The sequence below is a fragment of the Ruegeria sp. CH8 genome, from assembly GCF_056536985.1.
Genome location: NZ_JBQFQR010000030.1, coordinates 1 through 17,069, shown reverse-complemented (window position 1 = coordinate 17,069; position 17,069 = coordinate 1). Strand labels below are relative to the sequence as shown.

General features: G+C 53.4%; 18 protein-coding genes, 1 tRNA gene and 1 pseudogene. 11 read left to right on the top strand and 9 right to left on the bottom strand.

Features of this window, described 5'->3' with window-relative positions:
* Window positions 1-20: 20 nt before the first annotated feature.
* Window positions 21-1,454: an NAD(P)-dependent oxidoreductase gene (locus ACR0ER_RS22545; protein ID WP_480770826.1), complete on the bottom strand. Its 1,434-nt coding sequence runs from the start codon at window positions 1,452-1,454 to the stop codon at window positions 21-23.
* Window positions 1,455-1,683: 229 nt separating this feature from the next.
* Here ACR0ER_RS22545 and ACR0ER_RS22540 point away from each other — a divergent pair, with 229 nt between their 5' ends.
* Window positions 1,684-2,487, top strand: coding sequence for an undecaprenyl-diphosphate phosphatase (locus ACR0ER_RS22540; protein WP_480770825.1), 804 nt, complete (start codon window positions 1,684-1,686; stop codon window positions 2,485-2,487).
* Here ACR0ER_RS22540 and ACR0ER_RS22535 read toward each other — a convergent pair whose 3' ends face one another.
* Entirely contained in the window at window positions 2,488-3,471 is a 984-nt protein-coding gene (locus tag ACR0ER_RS22535; protein WP_480770824.1) for a complex I NDUFA9 subunit family protein, read from the bottom strand. It lies immediately after the preceding gene.
* Between the two features lie 199 nt (window positions 3,472-3,670).
* Between ACR0ER_RS22535 and ACR0ER_RS22530 the strand changes: the two genes are divergently transcribed.
* Window positions 3,671-3,757, top strand: a tRNA-Leu gene (locus ACR0ER_RS22530).
* A gap of 470 nt (window positions 3,758-4,227) precedes the next feature.
* The gene (locus ACR0ER_RS22525) at window positions 4,228-4,704 is read left to right on the top strand and encodes a hypothetical protein (RefSeq protein WP_480770823.1); all 477 of its coding nucleotides are present in this window, start codon (window positions 4,228-4,230) and stop codon (window positions 4,702-4,704) included.
* Window positions 4,705-4,889: 185 nt separating this feature from the next.
* Here ACR0ER_RS22525 and ACR0ER_RS22520 read toward each other — a convergent pair whose 3' ends face one another.
* Window positions 4,890-5,090, bottom strand: coding sequence for a hypothetical protein (locus tag ACR0ER_RS22520; protein WP_480770822.1), 201 nt, complete (start codon window positions 5,088-5,090; stop codon window positions 4,890-4,892).
* 11 nt (window positions 5,091-5,101) lie between these two features.
* Window positions 5,102-5,488: a hypothetical protein gene (locus ACR0ER_RS22515; protein ID WP_480770821.1), complete on the bottom strand. Its 387-nt coding sequence runs from the start codon at window positions 5,486-5,488 to the stop codon at window positions 5,102-5,104.
* 636 nt (window positions 5,489-6,124) lie between these two features.
* Here ACR0ER_RS22515 and ACR0ER_RS22510 point away from each other — a divergent pair.
* From ACR0ER_RS22510 to ACR0ER_RS22485, 6 genes and pseudogenes are all read left to right on the top strand, one after another.
* Window positions 6,125-6,298 carry a hypothetical protein gene (locus ACR0ER_RS22510; RefSeq protein ID WP_480770820.1) on the top strand — a complete coding sequence of 58 codons (174 nt, stop codon included), beginning with the start codon at window positions 6,125-6,127 and terminating at the stop codon, window positions 6,296-6,298.
* A 53-nt stretch (window positions 6,299-6,351) separates the two neighbouring features.
* Complete coding sequence (locus ACR0ER_RS22505; protein ID WP_480770819.1) at window positions 6,352-6,498, top strand: hypothetical protein; 147 nt, start codon at window positions 6,352-6,354, stop codon at window positions 6,496-6,498.
* Window positions 6,499-6,878: 380 nt separating this feature from the next.
* Window positions 6,879-7,364 (top strand): hypothetical protein, encoded by a 486-nt coding sequence (locus ACR0ER_RS22500; protein ID WP_480770818.1) that lies wholly within the window; start codon window positions 6,879-6,881, stop codon window positions 7,362-7,364.
* Window positions 7,365-7,382: 18 nt separating this feature from the next.
* Window positions 7,383-7,775, top strand: a pseudogene (locus ACR0ER_RS22495) (JAB domain-containing protein); the annotation flags it as partial.
* A 48-nt stretch (window positions 7,776-7,823) separates the two neighbouring features.
* Window positions 7,824-8,216, top strand: coding sequence for a thermonuclease family protein (locus ACR0ER_RS22490; protein WP_480770817.1), 393 nt, complete (start codon window positions 7,824-7,826; stop codon window positions 8,214-8,216).
* 333 nt (window positions 8,217-8,549) lie between these two features.
* A complete protein-coding gene (locus ACR0ER_RS22485) occupies window positions 8,550-9,950 on the top strand; it encodes a hypothetical protein (RefSeq protein WP_480770816.1) in 1,401 nt (466 codons plus the stop codon).
* A 567-nt stretch (window positions 9,951-10,517) separates the two neighbouring features.
* Here ACR0ER_RS22485 and ACR0ER_RS22480 read toward each other — a convergent pair.
* Complete coding sequence (locus tag ACR0ER_RS22480) at window positions 10,518-10,925, bottom strand: hypothetical protein (protein ID WP_480770848.1); 408 nt, start codon at window positions 10,923-10,925, stop codon at window positions 10,518-10,520.
* On the opposite strand from ACR0ER_RS22480, the gene ACR0ER_RS22475 reads away from it, so the two are divergent.
* Window positions 10,910-11,032 (top strand): helix-turn-helix domain-containing protein, encoded by a 123-nt coding sequence (locus ACR0ER_RS22475; protein WP_480770815.1) that lies wholly within the window; start codon window positions 10,910-10,912, stop codon window positions 11,030-11,032. The genes ACR0ER_RS22480 and ACR0ER_RS22475 overlap by 16 nt on opposite strands.
* A gap of 280 nt (window positions 11,033-11,312) precedes the next feature.
* On the opposite strand, the gene ACR0ER_RS22470 is transcribed toward ACR0ER_RS22475, so the two are convergent.
* The 4 genes from ACR0ER_RS22470 to ACR0ER_RS22455 form a co-directional block, all read right to left on the bottom strand.
* Window positions 11,313-12,101, bottom strand: coding sequence for a DUF3299 domain-containing protein (locus ACR0ER_RS22470; protein WP_480770814.1), 789 nt, complete (start codon window positions 12,099-12,101; stop codon window positions 11,313-11,315).
* 143 nt (window positions 12,102-12,244) lie between these two features.
* Entirely contained in the window at window positions 12,245-13,144 is a 900-nt protein-coding gene (locus ACR0ER_RS22465; RefSeq protein ID WP_480770813.1) for a hypothetical protein, read from the bottom strand.
* Window positions 13,141-13,599: a putative quinol monooxygenase gene (locus ACR0ER_RS22460; protein WP_480770812.1), complete on the bottom strand. Its 459-nt coding sequence runs from the start codon at window positions 13,597-13,599 to the stop codon at window positions 13,141-13,143. The genes ACR0ER_RS22465 and ACR0ER_RS22460 overlap by 4 nt, the downstream gene beginning before the upstream one ends.
* A gap of 31 nt (window positions 13,600-13,630) precedes the next feature.
* A complete protein-coding gene (locus ACR0ER_RS22455) occupies window positions 13,631-15,373 on the bottom strand; it encodes an amidohydrolase (protein ID WP_480770811.1) in 1,743 nt (580 codons plus the stop codon).
* Window positions 15,374-15,530: 157 nt separating this feature from the next.
* On the opposite strand from ACR0ER_RS22455, the gene ACR0ER_RS22450 reads away from it, so the two are divergent.
* A complete protein-coding gene (locus tag ACR0ER_RS22450; RefSeq protein WP_480770810.1) occupies window positions 15,531-16,481 on the top strand; it encodes a helix-turn-helix domain-containing protein in 951 nt (316 codons plus the stop codon).
* Window positions 16,482-17,069: the final 588 nt, after the last annotated feature.

The window sequence follows — 17,069 nt, the reverse complement described above, 5'->3', positions numbered from 1 at the left end:
TCCTGTCGCTGGGCGTTGGTTTACTCGGCTGCGATGGCAGCCTTGGCGTTGAACCGGTCGATGATCGCATCGGCGCAGTCGCGGCCGTCACGTATCGCCCAGACCACCAGCGAGGCACCGCGTACGATGTCACCAATGGCATAGACGCCTTCCATCTCGGTCTCGCCGGTCTGGAACGCGGCCTTTACGGTGCCCCAACGGGTCACGGGCAGGTCGGGCTGACCAAACAGGGTGGGCAGGTCTTCAGGCTCGAATCCCAGCGCCTTGATCACCAGATCAGCCTCTTCGACGTAATCCGCACCTTCGATCACTTCAGGCGCCTGACGGCCCGAGGCGTCGGGCTGACCCAAACGCATCTTCTGCACCATCACGCCCGAGACCTTGTCGTCCCCGGTAAAGCCCTTGGGCGCGCTGAGCCATTCGAACACTACGCCTTCTTCCTCGGCGTTTTGCGTTTCGCGCTGCGAGCCCGGCATGTTGGCGCGGTCACGGCGATACAGACATTTGACCGAGGTCGCACCCTGACGGATCGAGGTCCGTACGCAGTCCATCGCCGTGTCACCACCGCCGATCACGACAACTTTCTTACCGTCGGCATTCAGGCGCCCATTGTCGAAATCCTCTACGGCGTCGCCAAAGCTTTTGCGGTTCGATGCGGTCAGGAAGTCGATGGCTTTCTCGATGCCATTCAGACCGCTGCCCGGCATGGACAGGTCGCGCGACTTGTAAACACCGGTCGCAATAATCACCGCGTCATGCTTGGCGTTGATTTCTGCAAACTTTTCGGCGTCCACGTCGCAGTTCAGAACGAACTCGACCCCGCCATCAGCCAGCAGGTCATTGCGGCGCTGCACGATGTCTTTTTCCAGCTTGAAGCCCGGAATGCCGTACATCAGCAGACCGCCCGCGCGGTCATATCGGTCATAAACGGTGACCTGAATGCCAGCCTGGCGCAGCATATCCGCCGCAGCCAGACCGCCGGGGCCGCCACCGATGATGCCGACGCTTTCGCTGCGCTCAGCCGCGGGGATAACCGGCTTTACCCAACCTTTGTCCCAGGCCGTGTCGGTGATGTATTTTTCGATGGTGCCGATTGTAACGGTGCCATGGCCGGATTGTTCAATCACACAATTACCTTCGCACAGACGGTCCTGCGGGCAGATGCGACCACAGATTTCCGGGAAGGTGTTGGTGGCCTGGCTGGTCGTATAGGCCTCTTCCAGACGGCCGGTCGCGGTCAGGCGCAGCCAGTCGGGGATGTTGTTGTGCAGCGGGCAGTGCGACTGACAATAGGGCACACCACATTGACTACAGCGGCTGGCCTGTTCTTCCGCCTTGGCCGACGCGAATTCAGCATAGATTTCGTCAAAATCTTCTTTGCGCGCATCGGCGGCACGCTTTTCAGGCATGACGCGGTCGATCTGCACAAATTTCAGCATCGGTTGCTTGGCCACGGGTCAGACTCCATGAATTGGCTTGGTCGGACTTCTTTAAGAGATAAGGTTTCGGATGAAAAGTCAATTATGCTGACCTAAATTGAAAAACTTTGAGCCAAAAACCGAAATCGATGAAAAATATTCAGTTTTTTAGTACCGAATCGGACCTATTTCCGCGCTTTCCTTTTTGGCACCACACTTATACCCATTGCATCATAGAATACGTGACGGCGGCACGGCAGGTTAAATGAGTTTTTTTCAACTGATTCTCGCGGCAATTATTCAGGGAATCACCGAATTTTTGCCTATTTCATCGTCGGGCCATCTAATCCTGCTGCCCAGCCTGACCGGTTTGGACGATCAGGGGCTGACCATCGACGTTGCCGTGCATGTGGGCACTCTGGGCGCTGTGATCCTGTACTTCTGGTCCGACGTGAAACAGGCCGTCTCCGGCCTGCCGCGCGCACTGACCGGGCGGGTCGATACCCCGCAGGCCCGGCTTGCGATGGGACTGATCATTGCAACCATTCCCACCGTCATCGTCGGTGCCATCCTGTTTAAAACCGGTCTTAGCCAGTCGTTGCGCTCAATGGCTGTAATTGGCTGGACCATGCTGGGTTTCGGGTTGGTGTTGTATTGGATGGACCAGAAAGGGCCGCAGACCAAACAGGCCAGCGATTGGGGCCTGCGCGACGCCATGATCATGGGGTTGTGGCAGGTTCTGGCGCTGATTCCGGGCACCTCGCGGTCAGGCATCACCATCACCGGCGCACGGCAGTTGGGATATAGCCGCGAAGATGGCGCACGCATCGCGATGCTGATGTCGATCCCGACGATTCTGGCCTCGGGCGTGTTGTTGTCGGCGGATGTGATCAGTGAAGCGGATGCGCAGCTGGCCAAAGACAGCGCGATTGCCGCCTTTTTCGCCTTTGTCTCGGCCCTGCTGGCGCTGACCCTGATGATGCGCCTGCTGCGAAGCGTCAGCTTCACGCCTTACGTGATCTATCGCGTGATCCTGGGCGCAATTCTGCTGTTGATCGCCTACAGCTGATCAGGTCCGCAGGTTATCGGCCGAATTCTGGATGTCGTCATACTGACCGGCCGGGCGGAACTTCCACAGGTAATCCGGCAACACCGATTCCAGCGTGGCCGGTTCGATACCCAAATCGTCAAAGCCCTTGGCCCCCTCGGACACCACATTGTCGCGGCGCAGGTTCTTCAGCTGGTCGCGAGTTAGGATATGGTTCGGGAACAGCTGAAAGCTGACGAATTTCGCGATATCCAGCACGCCCGCCATAACCTTAGCCACAAAGAACGGAACGCCAATGATGACACGGCGGCGGTGGATCACGCCCAGCATCTGCTGCATCAATGCGCGGAAGGATTTCACCTCGGGCCCGCCCAGCTCATAGATACCGGCCTCAGCCTGACCCAGTACGCCCTTAACGGCGGCTTTGGCCACATCATCTACATAAACCGGCTGAAACTTGGTGTCCGCACCGACCAGTGGCAGGAACGGCCCCATGCGGGTCATGCCTGCAAATCGGTTAAAGAACTGATCCTCGGTCCCGAAAATGACCGAGGGTCGCAGGATTATGGCGTTCGGCATATGCGAAAGCACGCCAGCCTCGCCATGCGCCTTGGTGCGGGAATATTCACTGTTGGCCTCGGCATCCGCCCCGATGGCCGAAATATGCACCATCCGCGCAACACCCTGTTCCGCGGCGATCCGCGCGATCCGCTCGGCCCCTTCGGCCTGCACGGCGTCAAATGCGTTTTTGCCCAGTTCGTTCAACACTCCGACGCAGTTCACCACCGCGTCCGCGCCGTGCATCACCGCAGCCACCGAGGCATCATCGCGGATGTTGCACAGAATGGGTTCGACCTGACCGACCACACCATATGGTTTGACAAACATCGCCTCGTTCGGGCGGCGTACCGCGACCCGCACACGCCATCCTTCGTTCGCCATGCGACGTGCGATGTAACGACCGACAAATCCCGATCCGCCGTAAATCGTGACCAGTTTGGACATGCGAGGGCTCCTGCTGATGGATCTTGATCCGATCTACCGCCCAAAGCCCCGGCAAACAAGGCGCAATAACGCCGCGCATCCGGGAAAAAACCGTCGGTTTCCGGAGTGTTTGAGGCATGGGTCAAAAAACTTTCAAAAAACTTCCCGAATCCTGTTGACGCCCCCCGCCAGTAGGCTTAAACGCCCCTCCACGACACCTGCCCAGGTGGCGGAATTGGTAGACGCGCTAGCTTCAGGTGCTAGTGTCCGTATGGACGTGGAGGTTCGAGTCCTCTCCTGGGCACCATATCCCATCTCAATATGCTGCATAACAGACTGTTTTCGAAGGAAAACCGCACTGGCCACCGATTTCCGCAATGAATTCCTGTATCACATTTTGTATCACATTCTCGCGCTGATCAGTGTTGTGTTAATTCTGATCCACTGCACCATCGACCGTTTCGAATATCCCCCGTTATAAAACGGTGACTGTATCACTGCTTTCAGTGAAGCATCGGCAGGATACACACACGCCAATGTCCTCTTTGCGGACAGAGCCGCCATTCTACTCAATCTTCCCGATGCCCGCTTTCCGATAACCCGTGCGCTGCCAGGCGCGGCTTCTGGCACGATGTTCAGGCAATGTGGATACTTCCAAGTTTCATGAGAGCTTCGGTTACACCTCGCCCAGACGCCGCCCGCGTGAAAAGGCGCAACTTTTGAGCGAACGGGCCAGATGTGATAAAATCAAGCTTTCCCAAAATGGAGTGCGTCATCATGCTACTCAATTCGTATACAACATATTTCATTGCCGGTTTGCTCACTGTTGCCGGAAGTACCGCCCATGCCCAGAGCTACAGCCGGTATAAGACACTCGACTGTCAGGGAGGGAAAGTTCGGATCGAAATGACACGGGGCGAGTTGGCCTATTCACCCGATCCGGCAGGGGGTGCACCTTACGTCAGCGTGTACGGTGGCAGGCAGAGAGTGACAGACATAATCGCCTGTCCTCTGGGTGGAGTCATCACGCGGTTTAATGGCGGGGGCATCTATTATTCGCCAACCTGCTACAATCTGGGCGGCGGAGGCGCTACAAAACGGGTCTATTCCGGGAAGCAATCCCTGAAGGACTGGAACTACCACACGATGAACGGCAAACAGGGCATCCTGTCGGAGTTCAGTAGCGGCGGGCTCTATTTCAGTCCGGACTGCCTGAATGTTGGTGGCGGCGGGGCGACCAAACGGTTGAACTGAGGTTCGTGCGGTCTTTCTGCCGAGGCACCGCTGGCAGCGAGTGCATGTTGGCAGCAGGTACCTTCCAAAGCGTCATTCATGCGGCACGCGGAATTTGTGGTTTTGGGCTCAGAGCGGCCATTTGACTGGAGCGACGAAACCGCCCGTATCAAGGGCGGTCTCCGGTAGGGTGGCACGGGTGTGGTTCAGACGTTCACGTAGGCGTTTGCGCTGTCCAAAGCGATGTTGAGCTTGACTGCGCGGGCGTGTGCCATCTCGATAAGCGTCATGGTCTCATCGTCAGGATCAGGGACTGAACGCAGCGCCATCGATGCATTTAGCAAACTCTGAATAGCCAAGGCTTCGGATTGCATCTGGTCGCGGGTCATTTTGGTTTGGGTAGCCATCTACGGCCCTCCTATTGAGTGAAGTGGTGAACGTGCCCGTCAGCGGCGATCCGGGATACGGTGGCAAGGTTCACAGAGCGCGGGGCCTGTGCCTCAGTGTCCCAAACCGCCAACAAGTGAGGGTGGCGACGTGCGCGGGTCTCAATGGCCGTACGGGCGGCTTTCGATGCTGCATCGCCTTTGACGTTTTGGCGCAGGGTAGCAGGCTGCACACGCATGGTGCGCGGTGTGCCGTCCTTCTTGGTGAAGGTGACAGAGACGAACCGGCCTTTCGCCTTGGCAATCAGGTCGCGCTTTTCCGCGTTTTCCTTGGCCTTGGCTTCGTGATCCATGGCGACACGCAGATCCGATACGCCGCCGGACTCATTGGGTGCGCGGACACTACATGCGCAACCCATCTGGCGGGCTGTCTTGGCGCATGCCGCATCTACGTGGTGCTGGGCCGTTGATCCGACAAGAACGCCAAATAGCCGCTGAAAAGGGTGAAACCAGCGAGGGCTGAAAGGTTAGAGTTTTACTATTGGGCGGACTTGGATAAACGCTTTCCTTTTTCTGGGGAGGCCCCGCTATTCACCGCTAGAAAGCGGGAACAGTGGACCCACTTTAGCCCGCCGCGAATAGACTCAATCTGACTGAGGGTATTCGGGCGGATCACAATCTGTGCAGATTTCGCGCGAAACTCTGGCGGGCCAACTGTTCCCACCAATCCTCAGATGTGAGGAAAGGCCACTTGATTGTTTTTCAAGCTGGGGCCGCGCTAAATGTGGATTGGCAATCCAGTTTTACCTGTTTTCACCTGTATTATCAGGGCTGGTATTAACCGGTGTTGCCGTGTCGTCGGTATCAGTTATTCGGGGAATTCCGAAAAACTCGGATTTGAACCTGACCCCCCGCTACATCCGCTACACGGGATGTGTTCCACAGCGGCGCACGCTCGGCAATGACGCACTGATATTCGCCTAGGTTAGCTATCTATCAGAATCGCGCTTTTTCAGGTATGCCCTCAACATTGATTTATTCTTTGAGGTATTGCCATGACCATTGTCCGCACCCTTACCGAGTACCGTGCCGCTTTGCGGGAAATCGAATACTTGTGGGGATCTGAACCAGACACAGACGAAGGCAAACGGCTCAAAGAATATCTGTCGGCGGTCGATCAATACGAACAGCTTTCAATCACGGCACCTGTGAAGCTGAGGACGGCTTGAAGCCATAGGTGTCAGCCGCTGTTCGATCCGTTCACCGCGCTGGGAGAATAGATATGAACAAAAACTACGTGATAATTGCAGTTGCGATCCTTGCTCTTGCGTTGGTCTTTTCAATGATGAGGTCAGGCGGCGAGGATGGGGCTACCGAAGAAACCGCACCGGCTACTGATACGGAAACTGCACCCGCCGCTACGGAATAAGCGCGCCACAGGACCGTGAAAGCGTCTGGCAGGGCGCACCGGGGCCGATATCGGCTTAATGTGCCTGACGGGCATATTAGGGGCCTGTGGGGCGAAACGTGGGCTGATCCTATATTTGTGACGCGGTGGAACAATTGGCCCCACCTTGGACTTCAGTCGCTCAGCGTACTCTGGCTTCCTGCGTGACGCCTTCGGCCCGCGATACTGCCCGATTAACCTGTTGCCGGGTTGTTCCCGTCACTTCAGCGGTTTCGGTCGCGAACTGCTTTTCGTGCTGCGGCCTCTTGGTGGAACAATTTGTTCCAGCTAGACGCCTTTGCGCCACTGCAGAATCGAGCTTTGGGTGCGTAGCTTCGGCTTGTTTCAACTTGGAGATATTTATGCCGCGCTCTCTTTGGATGGGCCTGTTTGTTCGAGGTCTAGTTAACCTGCTCTTAAACGTCTGTTTGGCTTGGATGATTACCAATCTTCTCGGGGGAACGGAGCAACTTCTTACTTTCGCGTTTTTCTTGGCAGTGTTGGTATTTGGACCCATTGTCTTCAACTTAAAGGATGCGCTGGTGACAGCGTGTCTAAATTGGTTTGGCCTCAAAACTATGCGGCAGAGGCTTTTGATTGATATTCAACGAGCCAACATGCCAACTGATGAAGAATACATATATTTCGATGCTGACGAGTATCTAGCACAGGTCGCTCAGAATGAAGAGGCCACGCCTCAACAGCGAATGAAAGCCGTGGAGTACACGGCAACACTTGCTGCTTTTCGGCAAACTGCAAGGGTGTTCTCAATGTTTTTTACAGCGGCATTAAATGGGGCAGTACAAGACCACTTCCTAAGAAACCCGCCGCCGCGAGACGAAGCGTAACCGTCAAATCGCCTGGATCGGCGTCCCGTTATATCAGAAAATCAATCTGCTCTGCGCTCCCGCCGTCCACGCGCAGCCATCTTGCGGCAAACCGAGCAATTCCGCGTTCTGTATCTCGACCGAAAGAACGTTCTTATTGCCGATGAGGAACAATCCAAGGGAACGGTTGACCACGTGCCGGTGTATCCGCGCGAGGTTGTCAAACGCGCATTGGAATTGAATGCAAGCTCGCTTATCCTGGTTCACAACCACCCATCAGGTGATCCGACCCCTAGCAACTCAGACATTCTCATGACCGAGCGCATTCTGGACGCCTGCAATACCATGGGCATTCAGATTCATGACCACGTCATAATTGGGAAGAAAGAGGAATACTCATTCAGCACTCATGGGTTGCTAACGAGAGTTTAGCCGCATACCTCGACAGCAAGCCTTTCCTATTGAGCGATCCCCTGATTGATGAAGCACTTTCTTGCCGCCGCTGTCCTTTCACTTGCCACGTCTGCCGCAGCAGGTTCCCTCCATGTCCGCGATGCTGACACCATTGTTGTTGATGGCACACCTGTTCGCTTGAACGGGGTAGATGCTCCTGAGCTGGGCACCCGATCCGGTCAGAACGCCAAGCGGTGGATGGTCAATTACCTTCGCGGCAAATCGATTTCCTGCGAATTGAACGGAGAGCGCACCTATGACCGCTGGGTGGGTGTATGTTATGCGGATGGGCAGGACGTAGGGGCCGCTGTTATCGCCGCAGGGCACGCCCTAGACTGCGCGCGGTACAGTGGTGGCAGGTACAGGCATTTAGAGACCGCAGCAGCCAAATCACGGCTCAAGCGGGCAAGCTACTGCTAGCACCCTTCTTTCGACGCTTAAAGGTAAGAAATCCTACACCACCAATAAGTAAGGGAGCGCTCGCGGGACGATGGACAGGTGAAGGTGAAACTCGTTCTACACCCGTGACCGACACACCTGGATTTTCAAAACCTCTTTGGCCCGGCCTTTTGTCAAACACCGTTAACGAAAGTCTAGTTAACTGCCCATCAAGCACTGGCAAGTATCAGAGCTTCTGAGAAAAGAACCAACCAAAAACAAGCAATAACAAAGGGTAATTTGAGTATTTTCGCTTCCTGTGATAACCTTAGGCGATTGCAAAAAAAGGATTAATCGGTTTCTACAGGGGGGGCAATGAGACTCTTTGTTTTTCTAGTAACAGTATTTTTCGCCAATTCCAGTTACGCACTTACAATTGACATCCCAGACGGGACATTAACTTTTCGAAATGACGGTACGATATCTGGTGCATCAAGAGAAATCTATCCAGTCCCAAACTACACCGACGAAATTTATGATACCGCCTTCTCCGGAAGTTACACTCAATCTGGTGCGTTAAACGGATCCGCAAGCCACACAAACCAAATCAACTTATGTTGCGTTGGTGGCGAAGTTTATCGGGAGGTGGAAACGGGGACGAGTTCGATTTCCGGCAATATAAACTTGGACACTGGGGAATATAGAATAACTCAGTCTGGGTTTTATTCAGGGCTCATTACAGGAGAAGACCCTCGCCTAAGGGCACTACGAACGAAAGCTTACCATGCCATTGTAAAAGACAAGCTTGGCAGCTGTATCTCTGGGCTCAGCAACATAGAGAGAGCTGGCTGTGCACTTTCCGCAATTGTCAACGAGCGGGAATTGCCGGGAAACTCTACAGACGAAAACCTCAGAGATGCCGAGTACTTTGTGAGAAATTACATCGGTAGGCAAGTCTTGAACGCCTACGTTAACGGAGATCCAATCCCGCCGGGATATGATGACTTTGTAGGTGAAGTTGTGCTGCAGAATCCGGCTGCCGTTGCCGGTTACAACGCGGTTAAGGCTGTTGCAGATTTTGTGGGGCTAGACGAGCTAACACGCGCCCAGGAAATAAATCCGAACTCAAATCCTGGTGGGTTCGATGCTTCCGTCGAAGGATTTGACAAAGGCGGATCTGACATGACCATCGATGAGGCTGTGACAAATGGGCTAGTTGATGAAACACGAAACAATGAGCCAATCGCACCACTGAATATTCCACTAAGTTCTCTAGGAGATGTCGCTCCGAATGCGGAAAACAGGGATGTTTTCTTCTTAGCTAATGCTACACCAAAAACAGTTTATAGCTTCGATCCATTGGTTGGAGTTTTGTACGACTATTCACTGTTGCTAGGGAGCGGCATAGATTCAATTGGATTCTCGCCACTATTTGGAGAAACCTTGCCGATGGACTTTAGACTTCAAGTATTTGACGGCACTGGGTTGTCTTTGACACTGGGTTCCGGTGAGACCGCATTTTCGGACGACCTATTTGAAGCCTTCGGTGTGACCTCCCTGACCGACTTTTCGGTGTTAGCGACTTCCAGCCAACTCTCGGAGTACTTGCTTGATCTCACATTCCTCTCGAACGGTGGGGTTTTGTTGGCACGAGAAGGAACGGTGGGTGACGATGTTCCGCCTTTGGCACCTGTTCCGCTTCCCGGTTCTTTACCACTTTTCCTTGTTGGTTTGGCCGGTCTGGGCTTGATGAAGCGCAAGCATCGGGCAAACTAGATTGAAAACGTCGGCAATTTCGCCGCCTGCAATCGACACTGCTTTTGCGTGATTGCTTCGGATTGGCCCTCAAGCAGCTCCTAAACCGCTCTTGTGACCCTGTGCAGTGCACCATGTGGCCGTCCTGAGTTGCCCGGCGCAAACGTGCCGTCGGGGTTTCTATCGTCCGTATTGGTGCAGTTATTACGGTTCTCGTAGCTGCTCATGTTTCCTGTTCCCATTGTTGTGTAATTCCATTCCACACCTTGCTGTTCGGGCCGTGCCGTTCCCAATCTGACAGGCTCCGCCATTCATCCAGGCTGACTACCTTGCCGGTCCATGTGACAGGCCTGCCGCCCACGCCGACCTTGTCAGGCGCTGGCCCTGATTCTGGGTGCTGCCGTTCAGGTGGTGAGTGGTCGGGATGGGGAGGCTCCCTCAACTCATCGCCGCTTACCCGGCACCCATTAGAAACCAGCAAAAAGGTATGTTCTGGTTTTTCCCCACCCCTTTTTAATGGTTCTTGCTGGGTGCCGGTATAAGAGCCGGGTTGTTCCTTGGCCTTGCGCGCTATGTCTAGCCACCTGCTCATTTGTCGGCCCCCAACTTGGGATTTACTGCGTAATCTACACTCGGGCTTCCGCCGGTTGCTGACCTAACCTCTCTCAACCAATCGGCTTCAATCAGAACCGCCAGCGCCTCTTTCACCTGCCGGGATTTAGTCAGGCCTGACCGACGACGATTATAGATATCGCGCGCCTTGAAGACCTTCAGACCCTCGGAGCGGATCACATTTGCAATAGACTGCGCCCCCTCAACCTCTGGCGGGACCTTTGCTGCGCCATAGGCCCGGTAGGCATGGTGACGGAGGTATTCTCCAACAAAATGACATGCGCGACCAACGTGGCTTTCGTCGATAACTGAAGGCCAAAGCGGCTGGCAAATACAAAGGCCGCAAACCAACTGCTCAAGCCAAGTCGATGGAGGTTCTTGCATTGCGCAAAGCGGGCGCAGGAGCGACTCAAATCGCCAAGCAGTTGAGAATAGGACGTGCGTCGGTCTATCGCATCTTATCCCAGCAGAAAGACACTGAGCTCGGCTAATTGCATTGCCTTCCACCGACTTTACCCAATCCTTAGAGGGCGGGTTAATTTAAATTCACTGATATCACATTCTGACCGAAAGAATGCGAGCGGCCCTTCAAAAAATGCAGCGCTAGGATCCTACAAGCGCAATATAGTTAGTTGGGCACAATAGTCGAAATTTCCGGTCTCAGCCAAATGGGGCCTTCGGTCCGCCTTTGTGCATAGTCTTCCACATGGCCAAACGTCTCAAATGCGACCCAACACCTGAGTTTTGAACGAATTGGAGACTCCAAAATCACTAGGTGAATGCTTCAACAAAATGCGCGTTGAGTTTATATATGGATTCTACGTTTGCTAGGCCGTCGTAGAATGTAACATCGCTGAATCTGCGTTCGGCTAGAAGTTCGCCTTCGATCCAAAATGCATCGAATATCGATTTAAATTCGACGCCCTTTGGGTAATCAACATGAATGATCTGGTTGGGTGACGGCGAAGGTGTATGAACGCAAGAACCTGCAACCGGGACAAACAGGAACTCGGTTACAGTTCCTCCATCGATTGTCAGTGGTACTATGTACCCGGGTAGCCTGATTGTCGTGCCCAGTTTTTCTAAATTTGGACCGCGCCCGATTGAGTTGTTTTGCGCAATGATTTTTCGGCGCTCTAGCATTAGCTTTTCTACGTCGACTTCATTTGCGGCCAGAACACCATTGGCCGCCTTGTATTCTTTAATTAGATCAGGATCAGAGCGCTCACTGGTACTGGATGTTCGCCAACGAACTTGCGTTCGCATAGCGTTCAACAACGGATCTGGCAGCGTTTCAAATGGGGTTTCCAGAGACTTTAGGGTTGGCTTCAAATCACGCCAGCTAACCGCAACATGTTCCTGAATAGCTTCATCTAACGCTGTGGAGTTTGGAGCAATAGCCAAATCAAGTAAGCGCTCAGGCACATCAAAACGCTTCGCCCCTGAAGGAGACGTTTGGGCAGCAGATTCTTGTGGGCCTTGGGCAACCTCTGCCTGAGCAGCTTGAATGTGTGCGAACGCAAAAACTGTAATTGCCAGAGCGATCAGGTTGCTTGTCATTTCAGAGCTCCAGTTGTTCCTCTTAGTTGCGACGCAGCCAAGTTTCGGCCAAGGTCGACTATACAAGGGATCGTTCACTCCCGCGTTATTGTTGCACCCAGTCGCTAAAAGCAGTCTCTCGAATCATGCTTCAAAAGTGCCCGTCAAAAAAAGAACGACAAACCCAATTTAAGTTGTCTGTCCGGCCCGCCGTCAGGTTTGCGCTCTAGAGTGTAGTATCCCACACTGACATCCATAGCGGTGCCTTTGGCTTCATTGATGATGGACGTTTTTCCAGCCGTCAAACCCAATGGAATTGCCCATGCTTCGTCATTGCTTGCGGAATTCCAGTTGTACGAAACGACGTTGTTGTACCCAACGTACCAACCCTCTCCCAAACCATAGTTCAAAATAGGTTGAAGGATGGTCACGTTGAAATCGTTCTCGCCCCACATATGGGCAATGACGCCACCCCACGACAGATCACCTGTTTGCCCAAACATGACAAAGGCAGGACCAGCGCCCCAACCTGCACCTTGCAAGGCGTCATTCGTGTGCGTTGGCAGGGAAACTTGCAGGCCGTAGCCCAGTGCGATTCCGCTTTCTCCCGGCGTAGGTGAATAAAATGCCTGCACGGTTGAATCGCCGATGCCCCAGGTCAAATCGTCTTCTTCGGAGGGGTCGACAATTCCAGGCGGCAACACGGCTCCGGGCTGGACACCTTGAATCGGAACAATTCCCCGAAGCACTAAGGTGGCGTCTGTCAGGGGAACTGAATAGACGGGCTGTAGCTGAAAGTTGTAACTGTCGTCGTCGTTCGTCCCGGTCCTGAAAGCGATTGTGTTATCGGTGATCAGCGCTTTTGTGTCCGCAAGCGGGTTCGCGGCCTTCCGCGCTGCCTGACAAGCCGCGTCACAAGCTTGAGCTTCATTGGCTTGAACACTCATCAGCCCAGCGAATAAGACAGCACAAGTGCAAAGTCGGCATTTCGTCATTTGCTCCAGAGTTCCGCTTAAATTTTTCTCTAGATTTTCTCTGAGCCTTCTTTGCCATCGCGCATTCATTTGGATGGCCCTTGCGCTGCAGCGGCAATTGGTTGGCCAATCTCTGCCCCAATGCTTCGGAACAGTTCCTGATGGTCATCCGTAAGCTGCGATAGGGTGACAATCTTCTCGAACTGCGCCAAATCAACCAACTGCGGAATGAAGGACTCGATCAAGGCTTCGTGCCGGGCGTGGGCAGCCGCATCCACATAACGTTCATAGCCGTACACCGTCTCGCCAACTCGGGCGAATTCGTAAACTAAAAGCCCGTCATCGGTGACAGATGCCTCAACCATATCGTTGGCCAATGCATCAAAAGCCTGTGCGTTTTCAGCGGGAACGTTCAGTATGGCGATAAAAGCGACTTCTTCTGCTTGCACATGAGCAACCATTGAAAGGATTGCGGCTAGTAAGGCTGCTGTGCATCGGGCCAGTCGTCTCATTTCTGGCTTCCTTTCTAAAATAGCGAGGGGCATTGTGCGCCCCCAGCCTCAACTGTCCTCAAAGTCAAATGCCGTCCCGATGCGTGAACCGCCCATCCATAAGCGTGCCTAACACCTTGATGTTCGAGATTTCACGCGGTTCGACTGCAGTAATGTCCTGATCGAGAACGACGAGGTCAGCATACTTGCCCACTTCGATGGAGCCTATTTTGTCCTCCATCGCCTGCTGAGCCGCAGGATAGATTGTGATTGCTTTCAAAGACTCTTCCAATGAGGCCGGTTTGCGTGACAACGGGAACGGTTTGCTGTCCGGATTAAGCGGATCCTGCAAGGTCATCGCAATTTCAACGTTCAGGAGCGGACCGATCAGATCAATCGGCGCGGATGGCACATCCGAAGAAATCGACACGTTGTGCCCCAATGCCATCAGCGAGGAATAGCGGGCAAAAATCGCCTCGACCTTAGCGCGCCCCAACAAGTCCAATGCGTTTACATCCTGTGCTTCCCAGTCAACGTGGAAAAGTGGGGTCGTGTTCACCATGATCTCGTTTTCGATAACAGTCTCGTGGTCCTGATCAGATACCCAGAAATAGTGGTGCAACAGATTGTTTGGAACGTCATAGCCCGCTCCGCGCGCGGTCATGATCGCGTCTACCGTGTTGCGCACTGTTTGTGATCCATCGACGTGAGTGCCCACCGGAAGTCCGTTCTGATTGGCCTGCAGGTAGACCGAAGTTATCATTGGGCCTTCAATGGCAGCCGCACCGCGCGTTGCAGACCCATCGGCGTAATCGTCCAGCATCCAGGCCGTCTTTGAACTCCAGTTCCCTTCTGGATGGATTTTGATGCCCCAGATGCGCAGCATGTCGCTGTCGTATTGCTCGCGTAACTCGAGTGTGTGTTCTACGATTTCGTCAGCAGTGGCGGTCGGGTCCTTGAACCCCGTCGCAACAAAGGTGCGGATCGTTAGCTCACCGTTCTTTTCCAGTTCGTGTAGGTGGGCCAGCGCGAGTTTTTCGTCATCTTTCACAAGAGACAGATCGGTAACTGTCGGCATAGCCATCAGAGGCACGTGAACGGCTGTAATTCCGGTTTTGACGGCCTGATCGTAGAGGTTTTTCTGAATGTCAGGAATTTCACCTGCCGGGTCCCAAGCGCCTGCATTTCGAAATGCCGCAGCCCACTGGAACTCGATGCCGATACCGGTCTGGTTGCCTTCCGCGTCACGCTGCCAGAACATAACGCCCGGCACCTGATCCTCTTCGTCAGGACTGACTTGACCCGCTTCGAAAGCTTTGGAGTTCATCCAAATATCGTGGATTGTGAAGTCGAGGATAAAAGCCGGACGGTCGGGCACCACAGAATCCAGATCTTCTTTTGTGGGCCATCCACCATACGATACTTGATTGAACCCATAGCCGAGTATCAACTCCTCGTCAGGGTTCGCATCGGCATACTCCTTGATTGCGGCCAAGGCCTCCTCAAGTGTTTCAATTCCAAACAAGCTGACACCGCGTGTCGTCCAGCCTGATGCAACGATGTGATCGTGGCCTGACACAAAGCCCGGCAACAGGGTATCCCCGCCCAAGTCCAGAACTTCGGTGTTATCGCCGATCAGCGCCTCTGCTCCTGAGACATCGCCAACATAGCTTATCTGGTTCCCCGTGACCGCAACGGCCTGCGCCGTCGGCGCATCGTCATTCATGGTAAGTACTGAAGCATTGGTAAAGACCAGATCGGCGGCCTGCGCGTACAGAGCGGTTGACGATATCAATAGCGCAGCAATGGAAAGTGTTAGCTTTTTCATGAGGCACTCCGAGGATGTGGCAGATTTTCGAAATTCGAGATCGATAGTGTAACCTGAGTTTAAACCTGGCTATCCGAATCGTGCAAACTATTATGAATAATTGAATTTCATTGTGCTGCTGCTAGAGCCGTACGAAATGTGAGTTAACTCAGACGCTATGTTCCTGTCCGAAACAATACGTTCAGTGGAAGACCTGCCCAGCTACAATGACGTTCAATACGAAGCGCTGGTGTTATCTCCCCAAGGACCAAAGCTGAATTGGCGCAGTGCCCAATACAATGGTTTTGGTCTTCACTCTGAAGCAGTTTATTCGCGCATACGTTATCAAGAGGTTCAACATAGCGGTACAGTCTTCTACGGTTTGTTCTTGCCAAATGGTGATCCGGTTCGATTTCAGGGAACCCTGTACGAGGGTCCGTTCATGGGGTGTTGGCATGGACAAAAGCCAACGGAATATGACTACGTAGCCGAAGCTGGTACTCAGATTTACATGCTGGAAGTTCCATGGTTACAGGTCGAGAAGCGTGGATGGGCAACGTTTAAAGCACCCATCCGCCTGTCCAGATCCGACGCTCTGAATGCTTATGCCCGATGCATTGAGATGTGGCTTTGCCACAAACAAACGACCGCGGATGGGACAGATGCTTGGATGCTGAATGACATTTTCGAGAGCCTCGAAAACTTGGCAGGTGAATTTCTTTACAGTGCCGAACCACAAATTGCCGCAGAAAAGGCTGGCCATAGTCAATGGAAGACCGTTGTGGCAGCCGAAGAGTATTTTTCAGAAAACCCATGTGGCACAAAACTAACGGTTCAAGAGCTTTGTCGCGAACTTGGGGTATCGCGGCGGGCACTCTTTTTGGCTTTTGAAAAACAACTTGGTGTTGGTCCAAGCAAGTTCCAGTCGATAGTCCAGCTACATCGGCTAAGGTCACTTCTGCTGGAAAGCACCTATGAGAAAGGTGTCGTTTCAAAACTCATCGGCGAAGCCGGGTTTAGTCACCTTGGCCGGACATCAGTCGCCTACCGCCAATTCTTTGGTGAGACGCCAATAGAAACGGCAACGCGATCCCAAAACAAGTCAGGCTCAACGTCAGTCCAGCAATAGGCGCAATTTCCATTTTATTGTACATCATGTCTGAACTGAACGTTCGCCAAGCTTAGCAAGGGACAAATCAAGTTGGTTCAGCCAATTATGCGGTCGATTCAGAACGCACACTCACCATTGGATTGTCCACTTTCAGCGCAAAGCAATCACAATCGCACACCGCAGCCTCAAACACATTAAGCTGCAAAAGACCATATGCCGCAAATAGGATTATTTGGAACATCAGTGTCGACGTATTTTACCTTGGTGCACCAAAGTCAAAATATCGGGTTTTTTGTAAAACCAAAGGCTTAGAAAAATTTAACTTATCATAGCCCGAAATCCAGAACCGGCCAGGGAGAACTGCGTAAACCCGACTGCTTCAAGTGTTTGATTTCATGCCCCGCTGTACCATTTGACGGAAATATTTGTGGATACATCTTTGAGGGGGTCGAGTTCCTTTTCATCGATCTGAAAAACAGTGCGAAGACCATCCAATTCGTAGTCGTAATGATCCTCCGACCACCTTGCAGGTGCGACGCTTTGATGTGCCGAGCTTCTGGCGAGCATGAATGACGGCCTGACGAAGTTGGCTCGTCGTCAGGCCCT

Coding starts and splice junctions, on each gene's coding strand:
- ACR0ER_RS22535 (WP_480770824.1), bottom strand. CDS start 3,471: ATGTCCAAACTGGTCACGATTTACGGCGGATCGGGATTTGTCGGTCGT.
- ACR0ER_RS22525 (WP_480770823.1), top strand. CDS start 4,228: ATGCTACTCAATTCGTATACAACATATTTCATTGCCGGTTTGCTCACT.
- ACR0ER_RS22485 (WP_480770816.1), top strand. CDS start 8,550: ATGAGACTCTTTGTTTTTCTAGTAACAGTATTTTTCGCCAATTCCAGT.
- ACR0ER_RS22455 (WP_480770811.1), bottom strand. CDS start 15,373: ATGAAAAAGCTAACACTTTCCATTGCTGCGCTATTGATATCGTCAACC.
- ACR0ER_RS22465 (WP_480770813.1), bottom strand. CDS start 13,144: ATGAATGCGCGATGGCAAAGAAGGCTCAGAGAAAATCTAGAGAAAAAT.
- ACR0ER_RS22490 (WP_480770817.1), top strand. CDS start 7,824: ATGAAGCACTTTCTTGCCGCCGCTGTCCTTTCACTTGCCACGTCTGCC.
- ACR0ER_RS22460 (WP_480770812.1), bottom strand. CDS start 13,599: ATGCCCCTCGCTATTTTAGAAAGGAAGCCAGAAATGAGACGACTGGCC.
- ACR0ER_RS22510 (WP_480770820.1), top strand. CDS start 6,125: ATGACCATTGTCCGCACCCTTACCGAGTACCGTGCCGCTTTGCGGGAA.
- ACR0ER_RS22480 (WP_480770848.1), bottom strand. CDS start 10,925: ATGCAAGAACCTCCATCGACTTGGCTTGAGCAGTTGGTTTGCGGCCTT.
- ACR0ER_RS22515 (WP_480770821.1), bottom strand. CDS start 5,488: ATGGGTTGCGCATGTAGTGTCCGCGCACCCAATGAGTCCGGCGGCGTA.
- ACR0ER_RS22520 (WP_480770822.1), bottom strand. CDS start 5,090: ATGGCTACCCAAACCAAAATGACCCGCGACCAGATGCAATCCGAAGCC.
- ACR0ER_RS22505 (WP_480770819.1), top strand. CDS start 6,352: ATGAACAAAAACTACGTGATAATTGCAGTTGCGATCCTTGCTCTTGCG.
- ACR0ER_RS22470 (WP_480770814.1), bottom strand. CDS start 12,101: ATGACAAGCAACCTGATCGCTCTGGCAATTACAGTTTTTGCGTTCGCA.
- ACR0ER_RS22450 (WP_480770810.1), top strand. CDS start 15,531: ATGTTCCTGTCCGAAACAATACGTTCAGTGGAAGACCTGCCCAGCTAC.
- ACR0ER_RS22500 (WP_480770818.1), top strand. CDS start 6,879: ATGCCGCGCTCTCTTTGGATGGGCCTGTTTGTTCGAGGTCTAGTTAAC.
- ACR0ER_RS22540 (WP_480770825.1), top strand. CDS start 1,684: ATGAGTTTTTTTCAACTGATTCTCGCGGCAATTATTCAGGGAATCACC.
- ACR0ER_RS22475 (WP_480770815.1), top strand. CDS start 10,910: ATGGAGGTTCTTGCATTGCGCAAAGCGGGCGCAGGAGCGACTCAAATC.